Annotated in this window: 24 protein-coding genes and 1 pseudogene; 14 read left to right on the top strand and 11 right to left on the bottom strand. The window is 62.9% G+C overall.

Annotated elements, in window-relative coordinates; translation table 11 throughout:
- Positions 1-230: 230 nt before the first annotated feature.
- Both NKI47_RS33360 and NKI47_RS33355 read right to left on the bottom strand, forming a co-directional pair.
- Complete coding sequence (locus NKI47_RS33360) at positions 231-989, bottom strand: SDR family NAD(P)-dependent oxidoreductase (protein WP_023677620.1); 759 nt, start codon at positions 987-989, stop codon at positions 231-233.
- Between the two features lie 113 nt (positions 990-1102).
- Entirely contained in the window at positions 1103-1885 is a 783-nt protein-coding gene (locus NKI47_RS33355; RefSeq protein WP_023677619.1) for an NIPSNAP family protein, read from the bottom strand.
- 150 nt (positions 1886-2035) lie between these two features.
- Here NKI47_RS33355 and NKI47_RS33350 point away from each other — a divergent pair, with 150 nt between their 5' ends.
- Positions 2036-2647 carry a TetR/AcrR family transcriptional regulator gene (locus NKI47_RS33350; RefSeq protein WP_352595764.1) on the top strand — a complete coding sequence of 204 codons (612 nt, stop codon included), beginning with the start codon at positions 2036-2038 and terminating at the stop codon, positions 2645-2647.
- 49 nt (positions 2648-2696) lie between these two features.
- Here the strand turns inward: NKI47_RS33350 and NKI47_RS33345 are convergent, their stop codons facing one another.
- Positions 2697-3290, bottom strand: a complete 594-nt coding sequence (locus tag NKI47_RS33345; RefSeq protein WP_023677617.1) for a hypothetical protein — start codon at positions 3288-3290, stop codon at positions 2697-2699.
- Between the two features lie 119 nt (positions 3291-3409).
- Between NKI47_RS33345 and NKI47_RS33340 the strand changes: the two genes are divergently transcribed.
- Entirely contained in the window at positions 3410-4540 is a 1131-nt protein-coding gene (locus NKI47_RS33340; protein WP_023677616.1) for a metallophosphoesterase, read from the top strand.
- A 62-nt stretch (positions 4541-4602) separates the two neighbouring features.
- On the opposite strand, the gene NKI47_RS33335 is transcribed toward NKI47_RS33340, so the two are convergent.
- On the bottom strand, positions 4603-4782 hold the full coding sequence (locus tag NKI47_RS33335; RefSeq protein WP_031212003.1) for a CsbD family protein: 180 nt from the start codon (positions 4780-4782) through the stop codon (positions 4603-4605).
- Positions 4783-4929: 147 nt separating this feature from the next.
- Between NKI47_RS33335 and NKI47_RS33330 the strand changes: the two genes are divergently transcribed.
- Together NKI47_RS33330 and NKI47_RS33325 are read left to right on the top strand one after the other, a co-directional pair.
- Positions 4930-5598 (top strand): glutathione S-transferase family protein, encoded by a 669-nt coding sequence (locus NKI47_RS33330; protein ID WP_352595761.1) that lies wholly within the window; start codon positions 4930-4932, stop codon positions 5596-5598.
- Between the two features lie 83 nt (positions 5599-5681).
- Positions 5682-6437, top strand: coding sequence for an SDR family NAD(P)-dependent oxidoreductase (locus NKI47_RS33325; protein WP_023677613.1), 756 nt, complete (start codon positions 5682-5684; stop codon positions 6435-6437).
- 19 nt (positions 6438-6456) lie between these two features.
- Here the strand turns inward: NKI47_RS33325 and NKI47_RS33320 are convergent, their stop codons facing one another.
- The gene (locus NKI47_RS33320) at positions 6457-7308 is read right to left on the bottom strand and encodes a LysR family transcriptional regulator (RefSeq protein ID WP_023677612.1); all 852 of its coding nucleotides are present in this window, start codon (positions 7306-7308) and stop codon (positions 6457-6459) included.
- Positions 7309-7404: 96 nt separating this feature from the next.
- Here NKI47_RS33320 and NKI47_RS33315 point away from each other — a divergent pair, with 96 nt between their 5' ends.
- Both NKI47_RS33315 and NKI47_RS33310 read left to right on the top strand, forming a co-directional pair.
- Positions 7405-7866 (top strand): RidA family protein, encoded by a 462-nt coding sequence (locus NKI47_RS33315; protein WP_023677611.1) that lies wholly within the window; start codon positions 7405-7407, stop codon positions 7864-7866.
- Between the two features lie 66 nt (positions 7867-7932).
- The gene (locus tag NKI47_RS33310) at positions 7933-8724 is read left to right on the top strand and encodes an SDR family oxidoreductase (RefSeq protein ID WP_280952103.1); all 792 of its coding nucleotides are present in this window, start codon (positions 7933-7935) and stop codon (positions 8722-8724) included.
- Positions 8725-9033: 309 nt separating this feature from the next.
- Here the strand turns inward: NKI47_RS33310 and imm45 are convergent, their stop codons facing one another.
- Positions 9034-9375 (bottom strand): Imm45 family immunity protein, encoded by a 342-nt coding sequence (imm45, locus tag NKI47_RS33305; protein WP_156937365.1) that lies wholly within the window; start codon positions 9373-9375, stop codon positions 9034-9036.
- A 689-nt stretch (positions 9376-10064) separates the two neighbouring features.
- On the opposite strand from imm45, the gene NKI47_RS33300 reads away from it, so the two are divergent.
- From NKI47_RS33300 to NKI47_RS33280, 5 genes are all read left to right on the top strand, one after another.
- The gene (locus NKI47_RS33300) at positions 10065-10274 is read left to right on the top strand and encodes a cold-shock protein (RefSeq protein ID WP_010915421.1); all 210 of its coding nucleotides are present in this window, start codon (positions 10065-10067) and stop codon (positions 10272-10274) included.
- 343 nt (positions 10275-10617) lie between these two features.
- Positions 10618-10845 (top strand): hypothetical protein, encoded by a 228-nt coding sequence (locus NKI47_RS33295; protein WP_023677608.1) that lies wholly within the window; start codon positions 10618-10620, stop codon positions 10843-10845.
- Entirely contained in the window at positions 10845-11252 is a 408-nt protein-coding gene (locus tag NKI47_RS33290; protein ID WP_023677607.1) for a hypothetical protein, read from the top strand. Before NKI47_RS33295 ends, NKI47_RS33290 begins: the two co-directional genes overlap by 1 nt.
- Before the next feature lies 1 nt (position 11253).
- Positions 11254-11418, top strand: a complete 165-nt coding sequence (locus NKI47_RS33285; protein ID WP_023677606.1) for a hypothetical protein — start codon at positions 11254-11256, stop codon at positions 11416-11418.
- Positions 11419-11468: 50 nt separating this feature from the next.
- Positions 11469-11807, top strand: coding sequence for a YkgJ family cysteine cluster protein (locus NKI47_RS33280; protein WP_051406159.1), 339 nt, complete (start codon positions 11469-11471; stop codon positions 11805-11807).
- Positions 11808-11844: 37 nt separating this feature from the next.
- Here NKI47_RS33280 and NKI47_RS33275 read toward each other — a convergent pair whose 3' ends face one another.
- Positions 11845-12765, bottom strand: a complete 921-nt coding sequence (locus NKI47_RS33275; RefSeq protein WP_023677604.1) for an AraC family transcriptional regulator — start codon at positions 12763-12765, stop codon at positions 11845-11847.
- A gap of 171 nt (positions 12766-12936) precedes the next feature.
- Here NKI47_RS33275 and NKI47_RS33270 point away from each other — a divergent pair, with 171 nt between their 5' ends.
- Both NKI47_RS33270 and NKI47_RS33265 read left to right on the top strand, forming a co-directional pair.
- Positions 12937-13356: a nuclear transport factor 2 family protein gene (locus tag NKI47_RS33270; RefSeq protein WP_352595758.1), complete on the top strand. Its 420-nt coding sequence runs from the start codon at positions 12937-12939 to the stop codon at positions 13354-13356.
- A gap of 86 nt (positions 13357-13442) precedes the next feature.
- Positions 13443-14054 carry a LysE family translocator gene (locus tag NKI47_RS33265; protein ID WP_023677602.1) on the top strand — a complete coding sequence of 204 codons (612 nt, stop codon included), beginning with the start codon at positions 13443-13445 and terminating at the stop codon, positions 14052-14054.
- A 26-nt stretch (positions 14055-14080) separates the two neighbouring features.
- Here NKI47_RS33265 and NKI47_RS33260 read toward each other — a convergent pair whose 3' ends face one another.
- The 3 genes from NKI47_RS33260 to NKI47_RS33250 are packed head-to-tail and all read right to left on the bottom strand — an operon-like array spanning position 14081 to position 15991.
- A complete protein-coding gene (locus NKI47_RS33260; RefSeq protein WP_352569753.1) occupies positions 14081-14467 on the bottom strand; it encodes a nuclear transport factor 2 family protein in 387 nt (128 codons plus the stop codon).
- Between the two features lie 16 nt (positions 14468-14483).
- Entirely contained in the window at positions 14484-14930 is a 447-nt protein-coding gene (locus NKI47_RS33255; RefSeq protein WP_352595754.1) for an OsmC family protein, read from the bottom strand.
- A gap of 50 nt (positions 14931-14980) precedes the next feature.
- Complete coding sequence (locus NKI47_RS33250; protein ID WP_352595751.1) at positions 14981-15991, bottom strand: zinc-dependent alcohol dehydrogenase family protein; 1011 nt, start codon at positions 15989-15991, stop codon at positions 14981-14983.
- A 96-nt stretch (positions 15992-16087) separates the two neighbouring features.
- On the opposite strand from NKI47_RS33250, the gene NKI47_RS33245 reads away from it, so the two are divergent.
- The gene (locus tag NKI47_RS33245; RefSeq protein ID WP_352517833.1) at positions 16088-16687 is read left to right on the top strand and encodes a TetR/AcrR family transcriptional regulator; all 600 of its coding nucleotides are present in this window, start codon (positions 16088-16090) and stop codon (positions 16685-16687) included.
- A 246-nt stretch (positions 16688-16933) separates the two neighbouring features.
- Here NKI47_RS33245 and groEL read toward each other — a convergent pair.
- Positions 16934-17127: pseudogene (gene groEL / locus NKI47_RS33240) on the bottom strand (chaperonin GroEL); the annotation flags it as partial.

The raw sequence follows: 17127 nt of genomic DNA, 5'->3' as shown, positions 1-17127 counted from the left end.
CGAAAACTGCTTTCCCGGCCTTCAAAAAAGCCCCATTAACTCACCAACCAGGATTTCGCTTCCCGTGCAAAGCCCTCCTTGTGGGAGAAGGTGGATCGGCGCGTAGCGCCGAGCCGGATGAGGGGTGTTGGAAGAAACGAGGCGTCGGCGATCCGTCCAGCACCCCTCATCCGACCGAGCTTCGCTCGGCCACCTTCTCCCGCAAGGGGAGAAGGAAGAGCGCGCGCTCCTCACCCCGCCGTGTATCCTCCATCCACGGCGAAGATGCCGCCGCTGGTCCATGCCGCTTCGTCGCTGGCGAGATAGACGGCGATGCCGGCAAGGTCGCCGGTTCGGCCGATGCGGCCGAGCGGGTAGCTGCGCTCGACATAGGCCTTGAGCTCGGCTTGCGCGGCCTCAGGCAGGTTTTCGATCGACCTGCGCCGCATCGCTGTGTCGACCGTGCCGGGCGCGATGGCGTTGACTCTTATGCCGCGCGGTCCGAGCTCGAAGGCGAGCGACTTGGTCAGCGAATTGAGCGCGCCCTTCGACAGCGAATAGAGGCTGGACGGCCGCTTCGGGATCATCTTGTGCGCGAAATAGGACGAGATGTTGATCACCGAGGCCGCGCCCGGCGCGAGATGCGGCAACAGCCGCTGGGTGAGGAAGAATACCGCCGTGACGTTGAGTGCGAAGGACTGCTGGAACTGATCCTCGCTGACGGTTTCGAACGGCACAAGGAACGCCACGCCGGCATTGTTGACGAGGATATCGACAGGTGGGCCGCGCCTGGCATGCTCGACCACGGCATCGATGCCGGCGCTGGCCGACAGGTCGGCCGAAAGCGCTTCGACATTATCCCCGAGCTGCTTGCGGGCGGCGTCGAGTTTTTTGCCGTCGCGGCCGACGATCAGCACGTCCGCGCCTTCGCGCAAAAACGCCTCGGCGATTGCCAGCCCGATCCCGTCCGAGCCACCGGTGACCAGTGCCCGTTTGCCGCCTAGTCTCATCCAACACTCCCGCGCATTGCCGCCTTCCGCCGGCGGCATGACCCCAGAGCAGCGCTGCCTGCACTCCGGGTCAAGTCGCCTGCCTATCCCAGCGTATGAAACTTCGCCTCGTCTCACCGCCCAAGCAGCGATTGTGAGGTTGGCGACAGCCGCAAAGTCTCAGTCGGCTTGGCCATACGTGACTGGACGCTCTGCTCGAACACTTGCCACTCCGGGGAGGCAGCCAAGGCTGCCTCGTGGCGGGCATGTGCATCGGCGCTGGCGAAACCGGTGATGCTGATGAAGACGTTTTCGCTGGCCCGCACCGGCAGCCGCGGAAAGCTGTTTTCGGCATGTTCGGTAACGAAGGCGGCGAGCGGCGACGCGCCAAATGCGGCGAGCACCGGAAGGGCCGCGGTCTGGAAGTCGTTGGCGAAACGGGCTTCCAGGCCCGGTTGCAAATGATGAATCCTGATGACAATAATTGCCTGCAAATCGCTGCCTGCGCACGGTTTTTCGAGGTCCGCCTGGGGTACTCGTTTCGATCCCGAGAGGTCTAGGCTCGCGCCCGGCCAGGCCGGCTTCAGCAGCAGCACGTCGTCGGATGAGATCATCGTGGCGTTGGCGGCGTCGCGCCAGGCAGCCCAGACCGGCCCGTCATAGAAGGCGGTCAGAGCGTTTTTCCGCGCTTCCATACCGTCGAAGCCGCGCAGCCAGACGAACATATCCGGCCGGTCGAGATCGCGGAACTGGCCGATGATGGTCATCCCCGCCGTTTCCTGGCCCTCGATCAGCTGATTGTCGAAGATGCCGATCAGTGTCTCGCGCCGGCCGGGTTTCAGCGTGTATTGCCTGAGTTCGACGACGGGCGAGGCGAGCAGATCGGGATTAGGTATGGCGTTCAAAGGCAGGTTCATCGCGCGAGCTCCAAAACAGGACAGTCATCCTGTTTTACAAAACAGACCGATTGTCCTGTTTTGTCAATCTGCTATCGTGTGAAGATGTCAGCAGAGATATCCGCTCGCCCAAGGTCGCGGGCTCAAAAACGCACCAACGACCCCGAAGGCATGCGCAAAAAGGTGCTCGATGTCGCCGAGGAGGCGTTTCAGGCACGCGGCTATCATGCATCCAGCATGGGCGACCTGATGGCGACGGCGGGCGTCACCGGCGGCGCGCTGCACCACCATTTCCCAACCAAGAAGGCGCTGGCGCTCGCAGTGATCGAGGAGCGGGTCGCCGCCGCCGTAGAAGAGACTTGGATCGCGCCGATGCGGATGGCTCCCTCAGCGCGCGAGGGCGTGCGCTCCGTGTTCGCGGCCGTCGCGGCGGAGCTGGAGCAGCAGGGTTTCGTGCGCGGCTGCCCGCTCAACAACCTGGCGCATGAACTGTCGCTTGCCGATCCGGATTTCCGCATTGCCCTTGCCGGCATTTTTTCGACCTGGCGTCAGGCGATCGCCGACAAGATCAGCGCCGACCAGCAGGCGGGCCGGGAGCTGGGCACCGATCCGCAGCGCTTCGCAGCGCTCGCCGTCGCCAGCTATTCGGGCGCCATGTCGATGGCCAAGACAGCACAGGACGCGAGCGTGCTGCGTGACTGCCTGATGGCGTTGGAGCAGGGAGTTATGTCGTCCAAAGCAGGAACGAGGCGACGTAGCAGGATACTGCACAGAGCCCTCTGACGCCGGCAGGACAGTCGCTCACTATGACCGAGGCGGGGAGGCCGAGCTCTTAATTCGGCAGCGGCTTGATCAGCTCGTAGCCGACCACGCTTTCGGCACTGGTGCCCTCGTCATAGCGCCTGGCCACAACTGCCTGCAGGTCGGGTGCGTAAAGCGCGGTAAACTCGTCCCGCATCTCGCCGGCCTCGCTCCTGATGGTCTGCTTGACCGCGAGCACGGAGTATTTGCAATCACCCAGGCTGAACGTCTCCTTGCCCTTGATGTTGATCTCCAGCGTCTCGGTGCCCTTCGGCGGCTTGTTCGGTGCGAGACGGGCAAATACGATCTTGCTCTTGGCACCCGCCTTCAGCGGGAACACCTTCCTGAGATCGGAAAACGGGATCATCGCCAGCTGCCCCGTGCTGCTGTCGCGAAACACCTCGATCAGCCCGCCGAACAGGTACTGCGACTGCGGCGATTGCGACTGGTATTTGTTGGCAACCGCCACCATTCCGCCCGCCGCCGGACGAAATTCGCTGTGGATGCCAGCCCTTTCGAGAATGAAGCCGGCCTTGGCCGATTTGGCGTCGATGCACTCGGCGCCATGCGCCGCGCTCGTCACCGCCAGAATGGCCATTGTCATGCCGATGGATGCAGTGTTCATGGCGTCCTCCTCTGCCCGCGCAAGTTGAATGCCGAAAGCAATGCCAGACCTGGGGGAACGTGTCGACACACTTTGCGAGCAACTGGACTGCCGGTCCGCGTCGTGCTGAATTTTAGCGCATGATGCATCGCATTTCCGCCCGGCCGGTTTCCCGGCGCAGGTTCCTGATGAAGGCAGCGGCCGTTGCCGCGGCCGGCGCCGTTTCGCGCCCGGCCTTCGGCCAGACCGGGCAGCGCATCCCGCCGATCGACGCCACTTTCCTGTTTATCGCTGATGTCCATGCCTGCCGCATGGCGAACGGATTGAGCCCGCACTGCGAGCAGGAGGGCAAGACAGACGCTGCCTTGCTGCGCAACGTCGCCGCACTCAACGGCGTCGGCGACAGGCAATGGCCGGCTGAAATCGATGGCGTTGCCACCGCCCTGCGCTCGACGGGCAAAATCGGCACGCCGCTCGGCCTCGTCGTTGGCGGCGACATCACCGATGATGGCGGCGGCCAGATCACCCAGCCCAGCGAGGGCACGCAACTGCTTCAGTTCAGCCAGCGCTACCAGCAAGGCGTCGGCCCCGACCGCGTGCACATGCCGGTCTATGTCGGCCTCGGCAACCACGACCTCGACCAGAACGGCCCGCGCTCGCATGTCGACTGGTACCGCCGCGAAATGCGCGACTACGTCGAGGTCAACCACCGCCCCGGCGTGTTCTTCAAGCCGCCTGCGCCGGCGACCGACTACGACGTCGAGACCGACTGCTATTCATGGGATTGGGGCGGCCTGCATCTTGTCCAGACGCACCGTTTCGCCGGCGATACCGGCCATGGCGCCGTCAGCAGCCTGCCATGGCTGAAGCAGGACCTGGCGACTTATGCCGGCGACGGCCGCCCGGTCATCCTGTTCCAGCATTATGGCTGGGATACTTTTTCGATCGAAAGATGGGACGCCGCCGAGAAAACCTTCGACGACGCCGGCAAGGGTCCGCCCCACTGGTGGAGCGAAGCCGACAGGCAGGCGCTGCTGGCTGTGCTGAAGGGTTACAACGTCGTCGGCGTCTTCCATGGCCACCAGCACGCGACGCCGATGATCTACCACCGTGACGGGGTCGACTTGTTCAAGCCGAAGGCCGCCTTCATGGGCGGCTTTGCGTTGGCGCGGGTGACGGGAAACAGCATGGATGTGGTGCTGGGCGAAGCCGCCGGAGATCATGGCGAGGTCACCTTCACCAATGCATACAGCAAAAGCCTGACTTTCTGACGGGCAGGAGAGGGCCAAAAAGGCGGCCGAGCCGCCTTTTCCTGGTTCACGAAGGCCCGGCGTCAAAGCGCCTTCTTCACCTTCTCCTTCACGTCGCCGTAAGCCTTCTGCATCTTGCCGGTCGCCTTGTCGACGTCGCCTTCGGCCTCGGCGCGCCTCTTGCCGGTGGCCTTGCCGGCGGTCTGCTTGACCGAGCCCTTGGCTTGCTTGGCAACGCCGGCAACCTGATCCTTGTTCACCATCTCGCATCTCCTGGACCGTTCGCCTGGAGAAACGGTCGCGGATCGCTTAGGTTCCGGGTTCTGCCCGTCGATTGGGATAGCTTCCGGCCGCGAAGCCGACAGGATAGGGTGCACCAGAACGCCCGAACAGACAGGGCCGGAGGGACAATGGCTGAATTCACGCTCTTCCTCGGCAACAAGTGTTTTTCGTCGTGGTCACTGCGGCCGTGGCTGGCGATGAAGTATCTGGAGATCCCGTTCGAGGAAGGTCTTGTGCGCCTGCGCACGCCCGAGACCGCGGCCAATCTGGCCAGGATATCGCCGACCGGCCAGGTGCCGGTGCTGAACCATCGGCTGCCGAATGGCGAGGTCCGGATCGTCTGGGAAACCCTTGCCATCCTTGAATATCTCGCCGAGCTGTTTCCCGGGAAAGAGCTTTGGCCGGCCGACATCGGCGCCCGCGCGCTGGCCCGCTCGGCGGCGACAGAGATGCATTCCGGCTTTCGCGAGGTCCGCTATGGCTGGCCGATGAATTTGCGCCGGCCAAAAGGCTACAAGCCGCTCGACGCCGAAGGTGAGGCACAACGGGCGCGCATCGAAGGGCTATGGCGCGAATGCCGCGAAAAATACGGCAAAGGCGGCCCGTTCCTGTTTGGCCATTTCACCGCGGCCGACGCCATGTATGCGCCGGTCGTCACCCGCTTCGACACCTATGGCGGCACGCTGGCAACCGATACCCGCGCCTATGTCGACGCCGTGCTTTCGATGCCGGCGATGCGCCACTGGTATGCCGAGGCGGCGAAAGAGCCTTGGCCGGAGCCCGGCCCAGACGAATAGAGCCGAGCAACCGGCAAACTGGTCTTCCACTTCGCGGCCCGCGGCCTATCTGAAGATCGGGCTGGGGCCTTGGAGACTTCACAATGACATCTGTTTCTTCCGCACTGGCCGGCAAGGTCGCACTCGTCACCGGCGCCTCCTCGGGCATCGGCGAGGCAACGGCTGTGGCACTCGCAGCCGCCGGGGCCAAGGTGGCGATTGCCGCACGCCGCGCCGATCGTCTCGAAGCGCTGGCCGCGCGTATCGAAGAGGCCGGCGGCGCTGCGCTCCGCATCGAGGCTGACGTCACCAGCAACGACGATGTCACCGCCATGGTCGACAAGGTTGTCGCCGAATGGGGCCGCCTCGACATCCTCGTCAACAATGCAGGTGTCATGCTTCTGTCGCCGGCCGCCGATGCCGAACTCGACGACTGGCGCCGCATGGTCGAGCTCAACCTGCTGGCGCTGATGGGCGTCACCAAGGCGGCGCTGCCGCATCTCAGGGCCGCCAAGGGTCACATCGTCAATGTCTCGTCGATCGCCGGACGCGTCGCCAATCCCGGCGCCAGCGGCTATGCCGCAACCAAGTTCGGCGTCGTCGGCTTTTCCGAATCGCTGCGCCGCGAAGTCTACGCCGACAAGGTTCGCGTCACCGTCATCGAGCCTGGCCTTGTGCGCACCGAACTCGGCGACCATGTCACCAACCCGGCGGCGAAGGCCGGGCTCGACCAGCGGCTCGCCGCCATGGAGGCGCTGACCGCCGAGGACATCGCCGCGGCCATTCTCTACGCCGTGGGCCAGCCGGCACACGTCAACGTCAACGAGATCGTCATCCGCCCGACCGACCAGGAACGGTGAACGGCGTCAGATATTTTCGCTACGCCTCAAATCCCGCCCGCAGGAAATCGCCACACTCCTCGACCAGCCGCGACGGGTCCCTCGCGAGGTAGACGCCGAAATCCGCCATCGGCGCCGGCGGCAGGTTGAAGCGTCCGTTGAGGCTTTGGCAGTCGGGCGGCAGTCCTTCCTGCAGCAGAAGGCCGATGCCAAGCCCGGCCCTCAGCGCCGAGATCAGTGTCGCGAAGGTCGACACGCGGCAGCCGATCTTCCAGCCGATCCCGGCCTCGGCGAGCGAGGCCAGCATCCTGTCCTGCCAGGAGCAGGCGCCTTCGAAGATGATCAGCGGAAGCTCAACCTCGTCATCGATCTCGATCATGCGGCTTGCCGCCCAGACCAGCTGTCGTGACAGATGGCCTCGCGGCGCCTTTGTGAAGCGCGCCGGATCGGCCATGACGATGTCGCATCTTCCTTCGCCCAAAGACTTGCTGAGATCGCTGCTGCTGGCCGACGTCAGCTCGATCTCCACGGAAGGATGCCGGCGGCGGAAGTCGGCGATGATCAACGGCAGCCGCGTTACCGCCAAATCCTCGACGATGCCGAGCCGGACACGGCCGACCAGCCTGCGGCCTTCTATCTCGCGCCTGGCATCGTCGCCGATCGCGATGGCCTTGCGGGCGAAGGCGAGCAGGATCTCGCCGGCCTCGGTCAGCGTCACGCCGCGCGGCGAACGGCGCAGCAGCTCGGCGCCGACTTCACCCTCGAGGCGCTGAAGCTGCATGCTCACCGCCGCCTGGGTGCGGGCAAGCCGATCGGCCGCCCGGCTCACCGTTCCCGTATCGGCCACGGTGACGAAGGCGCGCAGCAGCCTGACGTCGATATCTCCAGTCATAAGAAGTCCTGATAGCTGTGTCAGCACTATCAGGCTACCTGAAAGCCCGATCTGAATTCAAGGTCCGCTCGTCCAACGAAAACAGGAGCAGCCACCTTGTCCTACAGAAGAAGATTTGAGGAGCTCGGTGTCGCCTGGCCGTCACTCGAGCGGCCCGCTTTGCCGTTCTCGCCGACGGTTCGGGTCGCCGACATCGTCTATGTCTCCGGTCAGATCCCCGAGATCGGGCAGGAGATCGCCGCGATCGGCCAGGTCGGCGCAGAGATCGATCTGGCCGCGGCGCGGAACGCCGCCCGGCTCTGCGCGGCCAACATCGTCTATTGGCTGGACAAGGAATTGGACGGCAATCTCGACCGCGTCGTGAAATTCGCCAAGCTGACCGTCTATGTGAACGCGGCGGCCGGCTTTGCGGCCTATTCGGAGGTCGGCAACGGAGCATCCGAATTTCTGCTCCATGTTTTTGGCGAGCGTGGCGAGCATGCCCGCTGCTCGCTCGGCATGGCCGGCTTGCCGGCCAATGTTCCGGTCGAAGCCGACGCCATTGTGCATGTCCGCTGATGCACGCCCAAAGCATGCACTCAGGGCTTATCCGGGAGTGCGCAGTGAAACCAGAGGGGGCTTGGCTTGATAAGTACAAATCTTGAGGGGCGGAAGGCGCTGGTTCTCGGAGGAGGCAAGGGCCTCGGTTTCGGCGTCGCCGAAGTGCTCGCGGCGAAAGGCGCCGAGATCATCCTGGTCGGACGAGGGGAGGAGACCCTGGATGCGGCGCGGCGCGCGATCGAGTCCGCCGGCCCCGTCTGCTCGACCTTCAGCGCCGATCTTTCCGATAACGACAGCGTCTCCCGGCTGATCCGTGCCATCGAGGACGAGCATCAGCGGATCGACATCGTCCTGCTCAATGGCGGCGGCCCGCCGCCCTTCGCGGCCAGCGTCTTCGATGCGAGCGTCTGGGAGAAGCAGTTCACCAGCATGGTGCTGAGCCAGATGCGTATCGCCATTTCTTTCCTGCCAGGCATGCGGTCGCGGCGCTGGGGGCGCATCATCGCCGTTTCCTCCACGTCCGTCCGCGAGCCGATCCCCGGCCTCACCGCTTCGAATGCGTTGCGCGCGTCGCTTGCCGGCTGGGCCAAGACCCTGGCCGGCGAAGTGGCGGCGGACGGCGTCACCGTCAACCTGTTGCTGCCTGGCCGTTTTGCGACGGACCGGACGAAGCAGTTCGACGCGATGGACGCCGCCGACAGGGGTGTGGACGCTGCTGTGATCGCCGCCGAGAGTCAGGCCGAAATCCCGGCAAAGCGCTACGGGACCCCCGCCGAATTCGGCGCGGTTGCCGCATTCCTGGCCAGCGACGACGCCGCCTATATCACCGGCGTGGCTTTGCCGGTGGATGGTGGGCTCAGCCGCGGCATGCTGTGAGGGGCAGGCGGCGCGAATGCTCGCATCACACAGGAACGCCCCTCGTGCCTTTTATCTGCGCGGGGGGCGTCCTGTTTGTCGTCCGCCTCTCTCAAGATCGCTCTTTCAAGAACGGCTTTCGACACCGAAAGAATGCCCGCGGTGCCAAAATGGTTCCCGGCTAAGTGGTTTTTTGCGGCTCGCCCGGCTTTCGCTGCCGATGTGCCTGCACAGGCAGTCGCGGCGCCCTCTGCGAGTGTGACAAATCGGTAGTGTCTCAGTTTGAATTTTCAGGATTGGGCGGAAGGCTGCCCGACATGTCAAAGGGCATCACTCGTCTGGCAGCCGCTCCGGCGACTCTTGCGCCTCTTTGGATACCCAAACTTGGCTTGGAATAGAATGACCGATCCATTCGAGCCAATGCGAGGCGAGCCACTTGGGCGATATTGCCGTCGCCCCTTCTGCCTTCGCTTCTTCTGGCAGGTAGACGAGCACGTGACCTGCGTCATAGCCGCTGCACCGTACAAGACCCAGACCTGATGCCTCAGACGTTTCAAACAGCATGTACTCTCGGATTTCCTCTACTGGAGTTCGAGCGCGGAAGCGGAACACCGCGCCACGGTAGAGGAGATCGTTTTCCCCCAGTGAATTAAGAGTGGTCCAAGTCAGCATCCTGCCCCTAGACTTCGCCGGTGTTCTTCTTGTATGGGCCCGCGCGACCCGGCTTCGGCGCAACGGCGTCCATCTTCTCGCAAAGATCGGCCATTGACCGGAGCGCCTCGGACTGCCGCCATGGCTGGCGACGTCTTCCGCGTGTTATAAATGTGAATGAAGTTGATGCGGACTGCATTGCCGATCACGTCGGCCGGGCGCTTCTGGCCTTTAGGTCCGGTCGGCATTGTTCAAGTCTGCCAACTCGGCTTCTGCCTCAGCTAGCTCCGCTTTATATTCGGCGATCTTCTCAGGCGTTGGTTCCCATATTTCCGGGTCACCCATTGTCAGAGCGCGGATCATAGCAGTTGCCGCAGTTACCCGCGCTTCCGCCGCCTGTCGCAGGAGCGAATTCACAAGGTCGTTCGTTTCGTCTGGTTGCTCACTCATACGGCGAGCGTATAGGACAGAGCATCGCAACGCGACAAGAGAGGCGTCAAATTTCAAGCTGAGACACCACCGACAAATCAAAAAAATTGACACAACGCGCAAAGAAGTCTATAAGAATTTTGTCGATATTTGTTTGACCGACTTTTGTTATCCGCGTGCTTAGGCGCGCCTTTGGCGAACTTCCCCCATCAAAATCGAGACAAACGTTGTTGTGCATCCGCATGACGGCGAACGAATATTTGCCATGGAAAGGGTTCGTTATGAGCACAGGCACAGTTAAATGGTTCAACGCCACCAAAGGTTTTGGTTTTATTCAGCCTGACGACGGTTCTGCCGACGTTTTTGTCCACATCTCAGCCGTCGAGCGCGCCGGAATGCGCGACATCGTCGAGGGCCAGAAGCTTGGCTACGAGATGGTCCGCGACAACAAGTCGGGCAAGATGTCCGCCGACCAGTTGAAGGCGGCCTAAAACGGAATTCAGCCTCGCCGGTGACCACGGATGTACTGGCACCGGTGAATGGCAAATTCCAGCGCATGATCGCGGGGATGTTAAGTCCCCGCTCATGCGCATGAGAAGAACGTTCTTTGCGCGTCTCTCGGGATGCGCAGGCGCTCTTATGGAAGGTCAGGCGGTGCCTGGCCTTTTTCATTTTTGCGCTTCGACCGCCGAAAGAGCGCTGCTCGACGGCCCGGACGTGCTAAGGACGTTCCAGCAATTTGAAACCGGCTGCCGTATTGCTTTGTGCGGGATCCTGGCCGAAAGACCAGTCTCGCCACTTTTCGGCGGCGTGCTCCGAACCGGGAGAAAGACCTTGACCGCAACTTCAAAAAAACCCCGCGACCAGGCCGAATCCATTTTCAGCAAGACGCGGACCCAGTCGATGTCGCTCGACCGCATCAATTCCGAACGGGATGCCGTCAGCCAGGCCCGCGAAGCCAAGACCGCGCGGCTGCGCGAATTGCGCCTGGAGAAGGAAGCCGACGACATGGCGGCGGCGGTTGCGCTCGCGGCCTCGCCGAAACGCGCAGGCAAACGCTGATGGCCACCAAACGCGTGCCTCAAAAGGCGATCGCCACAGATTCGACCATCGCCGATGTCGTGGGCGAACTAGACAAGCCGGTCGAATATGTCCGGCGCGTGCTCGAAAAGCTCGAGCGCTGCAGGCGTGTCCACGGCGATGCCCAGGTTCGGCTCGGCGTGCGCGGTCGTGCCGAATGCCCCAACTATCTGATCGAATACGTCCGGGAAAACGCCAAGACCCGCGAGCGCGTGACCTTTCAGGATGCCGCCTACAGCGGCAGCACGCATCGCGAGCTGGCGCCTCGGCACATCGAGGAAGCCAGGAACTGGTCGCCCGAAGAAATGAACATCACGGCCGTTTCGGCGCTCATCGGCCGCCTTCGCAATCCGAATGCGCCATCATCGCGTTTCTCTGACGAGGATTGATATGGCAATCAAGTTTTCCGCCAAGGGCCAGCCGGCAGCGCCTGCTGCCGCCGTGAAGCCGGTCAAGCCGGCCGCCGCGCCAAAAACCGGCGAAGCCGCCGAAGCGGGCACCGATCTGTTCAGGTCGCCGGCGGAAGCACCGCCGCGCAAGCCCAAGAAGAAATAGCGCCCTTGCAGCAAAATGCCGACCGGAAATCTGCGCCAAGGCTGCTTGCCCTGGCGGTCGCAGAGGAGTTTTCGTCGCCACAAGAGGGCGCCGGTCCGATTGCCTTCGATTGCCAGACCTGTGGCGCCTGCTGCGCCTACTCGTCCAGATGGCCGCGCTTCTCCACCGAGGATGACGCGCAGCTCGACCTTATCCCGCAAAAATACGTGGCTGCCGACGAAGCCGGTATGCGCTGCGACGGCGCGCGCTGTTCGGCACTGTGCGGCGAGGTCGGCAAGTCGACCGCATGCGGCATCTACGACATCCGCCCCGACGTCTGCCGCGCCTGCATGCCGGGCGATGACGACTGCCTGATCGCGCGTCGGGCTCACGGTCTGCCGACGCTGTAATGACGGCCCTCGGGCTGGCGTCTCAGTTTGAATTTCGTCAATCAGATGGGCGAAAGTCGCTGCGGTAGAGGCCGGGCGATCGTCCGGTCAATCGTTTGAATGCCTGCGAGAACGACGGCACCGATTCATATCCGACGGCGCGCCCGATCTCGCCAATGTTCTGGTTCGTTTCCCGCAGAGCCTTGGCGGCAAGGTTCATCCGCCACCGGGTCACATAGGACAGCGGCGGCTGTCCTACCAGTTGAGCGAAGCGACGCGCGAAGGTGGCCCGGGACTGTGCTGCGCCGCTGGCAAGGGAAGCGATGGTCCAGGGATTGCCCGGCCGCTCGTGGATCAGGCGCAAAGCCTGCGCAATGCCTTTGTCGCGCAAGGCGCCAAACCATCCCCCTGTTCCGAGTGGCTGATGTTCGATCCAGGCGCGCAACAAGAAGATCAACGTGCTGTCGAGAAGGCGTGGGGCGACAATGTCGTGGCCGCCGAGATCGCCTTTCGCTTCGACCTGCAGAAGTTCCAGGGCAAGCCGCAGCGGCTCGCTGGTGTCGATCTGATTCCGGGTCAAATGAATCAGCGGAGGAAGCAGCGAAACCATCGGATATGGCCCGACGCCGTCGAGTGAATATCTCGCACAAAGAAGAGTTGTCGCGCCGCTCTCGCTTTTCGGTTCCAGTCCGCTCCGATTTGCGGAAAGGACGGCGGATATCGATGCCGTCGGTGCATCCGCCGGATTGCAAAGGGCATGCCCGATACCGCTCGCGACAAGGATGACATCTCCCTCGCCTAAGCGGATCGGCTCCCTTTCACCGGCTAACCGCAGCCAGCATTCGCCGTTCTGTATGACGTGGATGGCGGCATTCCTTGTCGGATCCACCGAAATACCCCATGGCCGATGCAGGGTCGCGCTGCCGATCATGGCGCTGCCAAATCTCAGCGAAGCAAGAACTTCGGACAAGGCGTCCATGAGAACCATCCTCCAACGATGAATAGGACGACGATATTAGACGATTGGATAAGAATCCAGGCGAATAGCGTATCGACCATCTCACAAGCGTGGCTGATTATGTTGGCAAGATCGGCCTGCGGACGCTCCTGTCCACAACAGGCAGAAGCAGGCACGGGAAGGAGCAAAAACATGCGTGACGAACCATCAAATCCAGTTCCAGCCAAGACCCATAATTTGCTCGACACCAACAAGGCGATCGTCCTGGACTTCATCGACAAAGCAGTAAACCAAGGCAACATCGAAGCTGCTTCGATGCATTTTGGCGAACGCTACATCCAACACAATCCGAACATTGCGGATGGTGCGGAAGGCTTCAAAGCCTATCTGCAGCAGCTCAAACAGTCATTTCCCCTCGTGAAGGGAGAGGTGAAGCGGATTTTTGCCGAAGGGGATTTCGTCATCGTGCACATGCACGCAAAACGCGAACCGGAGGAGGAGGGCCTAGCCATTGTCGACATTTTCAGGCTGAAGGACAGCAAGCTGGTCGAACACTGGGAAGTTCGGCAGCCTATAGCCGATAGCAAGCTGCACGCCAACAGCATGATCTGAATGCGCATAGGCTCTCAGGCTGACTTGTGCCCGCACGTTTCGCTGATTACGCTGCCGGCGGCAGGGCCAGCACCGGGAGACCATCCGTGAGCATCGAATTTCTGTTGACGTCGCTGATTGTCGTGGCTTCGCCCGGTACCGGCGTTCTCTATACGCTGAGCGCCGGGCTTTCGCGTGGTGCGCGCGCCAGCATCATTGCCGCTTTCGGCTGCACGCTCGGCATCATTCCGCACATGGCGGCCGCCATCACCGGCCTCGCGGCACTGCTGCATACCAGTGCCGTCGCCTTCGAGACGCTGAAATATCTCGGCGTCGCCTATCTTCTCTACATGGCCTGGAACACGCTGAAGGAGAAGGGCGGCCTGAGCGTCGAAGAAAATGTCGCGCCGCGCTCGGCCGGCAAAGTGATCACTTCGGGCATCCTCATCAACATCCTCAATCCGAAGCTGTCGATCTTCTTCTTTGCCTTCCTGCCGCAATTCGTCAGCACCACCGAACCGCATGCGCTGTCGAAGATGCTGGAGCTCAGCAGCATCTTCATGCTGCTCACCTTCGTGGTCTTTGTCGGCTATGGCATTTTTGCTGCATCGATCCGCAGCCATGTCGTGTCGCGGCCAAAGGTGCTGACCTGGATGCGCCGTACCTTCGCCGGAGCCTTTGTCATGCTCGGCGCCAAACTGGCGCTGGCGGACCGGTAGACAGGAAGGTCGCGGGCAGCACAAATCTATCCCTTCACATAGCCCATGGCCTCGACGATCTGCCCGTCCGCCACGCGCATCAGGTTGACGCCGCGCAGCGAATTGCCGTCGGCCATCCAGTAGCGCCAGCGGATCGTCGCCCGGTCGCCGGCGACGAAAGTTTCTTCGATGTCGAAGCGCGTGCCGGGTCCGGTCGCGATCGCCGACCACAGTTCGACGCAGGCGCCCTTGCCGATGCGGCGGGCGCCGTCCGGGGCCGGCGTGGTGTTCTCGATCACGCAATCTTCCGCCACCAGATCGTCGAGCGCCGACGGGTCGTGGCGCTGGAAGACGTCGTTGTAGCGCCGCATGATCTCGGCCGTTTCGGCGGAGCGTTTGGCCGCGGCGATGTCGATGACAAGTTCCTGTGTCATTGGATATTCCTTCCCTTCAGTGATCGGTAGCGGTTTCGACGAGGCGGGCCTTGAGCGTGATCACGGCGACGCCGGCCAGCGCCCGCGATACGAGGCAGCTCTCCTTGGCGATCTGCGCCAGCCGCTCGAACTCCGCCGCCGCCAGCCCGGCGACGCTTGCCTCGGTCTCCAGCTCGATGCGGGTCAGCGTTGGTCCGGCCGCGGTGGCGCCGAGATGCGCTTTCGCGATCGTGTGGATGCGTGCGGGAGTGTAACCTTCGCGGCCGAGGACGGCGCTCAGCGCCATCGAGAAGCAGCCGGCATGCGCCGCCGCAATCAATTCCTCGGGATTGGTGCCGGGACCGTTCTCGAAACGCGACGGGAACGAGTAGGCGCCTTCGAAGACGCCGCTGCCGAGCTTCAGCCGGCCCGAACCTTCCTTCAACGATCCCTGCCATTGGGCCTCTGCTTCACGGATGGTCATTGTGTCTCTCCTTTGATTTGAGGGGTCGATCAGATTTTGGGGCGGACCAGTCAGGCGCTGTCGACGACCACTTTCCCGAAGACGTCGCCTTGCTGGAAATAGCGATAGGCGTCGTTGGCCTCGTCGAAGGCGAACACCTTGTCGATGACAGGCTTAAGCCGATGCACCGAGATGGCGCGCAGCATGGCTTCGAGGTTGGTGCGATTGCCGACGAACAGGCGGCTGATGGTGGCGAGGCTGCGCTGGTAGACCGGGCCGGGGATCTGCACCGTCCCGCCTTTCGCATCCTGTATGGTGAGAAGCACGATGCGCCCGTAAAGCGCGCAGGCGATCATCGATTGCGCGAAGGTCGGCGGGCCGCCGGTCTCGACGACGAGGTCGATGCCGCCGGTCTGCTCGCGCACCGCAGCACCCCATTCCGGCATGCCGGCTGTCGAGACGACGAGGTCGGCGCCCAGCGCCTGCAGCCGGTCCAGCTTCTCGTTGCGCGAGCTGACTGCCACGACACGGCAGCCGAGCAGCTTGGCGAATTGCAGCGCAAATAGCGCGACGCCACCTGAACCGATGACAAGAACCCATTGGCCGGGCTTCGGCATTTCGGCCGCCGTCACGGCATTCCAGGCGGTCAGGCCGGCGCAGGTTAGTGTCGCCGCTTGATGCCAGTCGAGATGATCGGGAAGCCGCACCGCCCATTGCTCATCGAGCACCGCGTATTCGGCCAGCATCCCGTCCAGCGTGCAGCCAAGCTGGTCGATCAGACCGGCATTGATGCGGCCATCGATCCAGCGCGCAAAATAACTGCCGGTGACGCGGTCGCCGACGGCAAAGCGGGTGACGGCCTCGCCGACGGCAACGACTTCGCCGGCACCGTCGCTCAGCGGGATAACGCCTTGGCGCGGCGCCAGCGGGTAGGTGCCGTTGAGGATCATCGTATCGCGGCGGTTGAGCGCGGTGGCGCGGGCACGCACGACGATCTCGTGCGGCTTCGGCGTCGGCTGCGCCTCGTCGCGCATCACCAGGCACTTGGTCCCGCAGGTTCCTTCAAGACGATAACTACGCATTTGCCTTTCGCATATGTAGACTGATCTACATATTATGTAGACCGATTGTCATATTCGAGGCAACGCCTATAATGCTCACTCCTGACAGAGGTTGACATGGCGAACGACACCCGCACCCGCATACTCGAGACGACCGGTCTGCTGCTGAGGCAGCGCGGCTACCACGGCACGTCGCTCAACGATATTTTGAGCGCCTCAGGCGCACCGAGAGGTTCGCTCTACTTTCACTTTCCGGGCGGCAAGGACCAGCTGGTCATCGAGGTGACGCGCGACAGCGTCGCCGATGTGACGCAGAGGCTGGACGCCGCGCTCGCTGCCGAAAAGGACCCGGCGGTGGCTGTCCACCACATCTACCAGTCGGTCGCGCGCATGCTGGAAGACAATCGGTTCACGCTCGGTTGCCCGATCGCACCCGTGGTGTTGGACTCGCCGATCGACATGCCGGAACTGGCCGAGTTGTGCCGGTCCGCCTTCGAGCAATGGATAGGCTTGCTCAGGGCGGCCTTCGTCAGGGCAGGGGTGCCCGAGCGACGCGCGCACGCGCTGGCACTGCTGGTCGAATCATCGCTTGAAGGACTGATGGTGATCGCACGCGCCACCCACGACCGCGCCCCGGTGCTGGCGGTAGCCGATGAGGTCGCGGCGTTGATTGAGGGGGCATTGCCGGCCAAGAGTGCCACCGCAGCGGTGCATTGACGTTTATGCCTTCATCGCATCGAAGGCGGCGCGGCGTTCCGCCAAAAGGGCCAAGGCTGCAGCTCGACGATTGATGTTCTGCGCCGCCGCGACGCCTGGAAGTAACGGCATGGTGGCCGAACAGATGCGTCCTGCGGGATACGCGCCTGCTTACTTGGGATCGGACGGCCTCTCAATCTCCGCCACATCAACGAAAAAGGGCGGCATCGCTGCCGCCCTTTCCGTAAGCTTGCGAGATTGGCTGGATTAGAAATCCATGCCACCCATGCCGCCCATGCCGCCGCCGCCCATGCCGCCCGGCATGCCGCCGCCAGCCGACTCCTTCTTCGGAGCCTCCGCGATCATGGCTTCGGTGGTGACCAGCAGGCCGGCGACCGAGGCCGCGTCCTGCAGAGCCGTGCGCACAACCTTGACCGGATCGACGATACCCATGGCGATCA

It is taken from the genome of Mesorhizobium sp. M0633 (genome assembly GCF_040320645.1).
Lineage (GTDB): Bacteria > Pseudomonadota > Alphaproteobacteria > Rhizobiales > Rhizobiaceae > Mesorhizobium.
The sequence above is the reverse complement of the archived record's forward strand: the minus strand, read 5'-3'. Positions and strand labels throughout refer to the sequence as shown.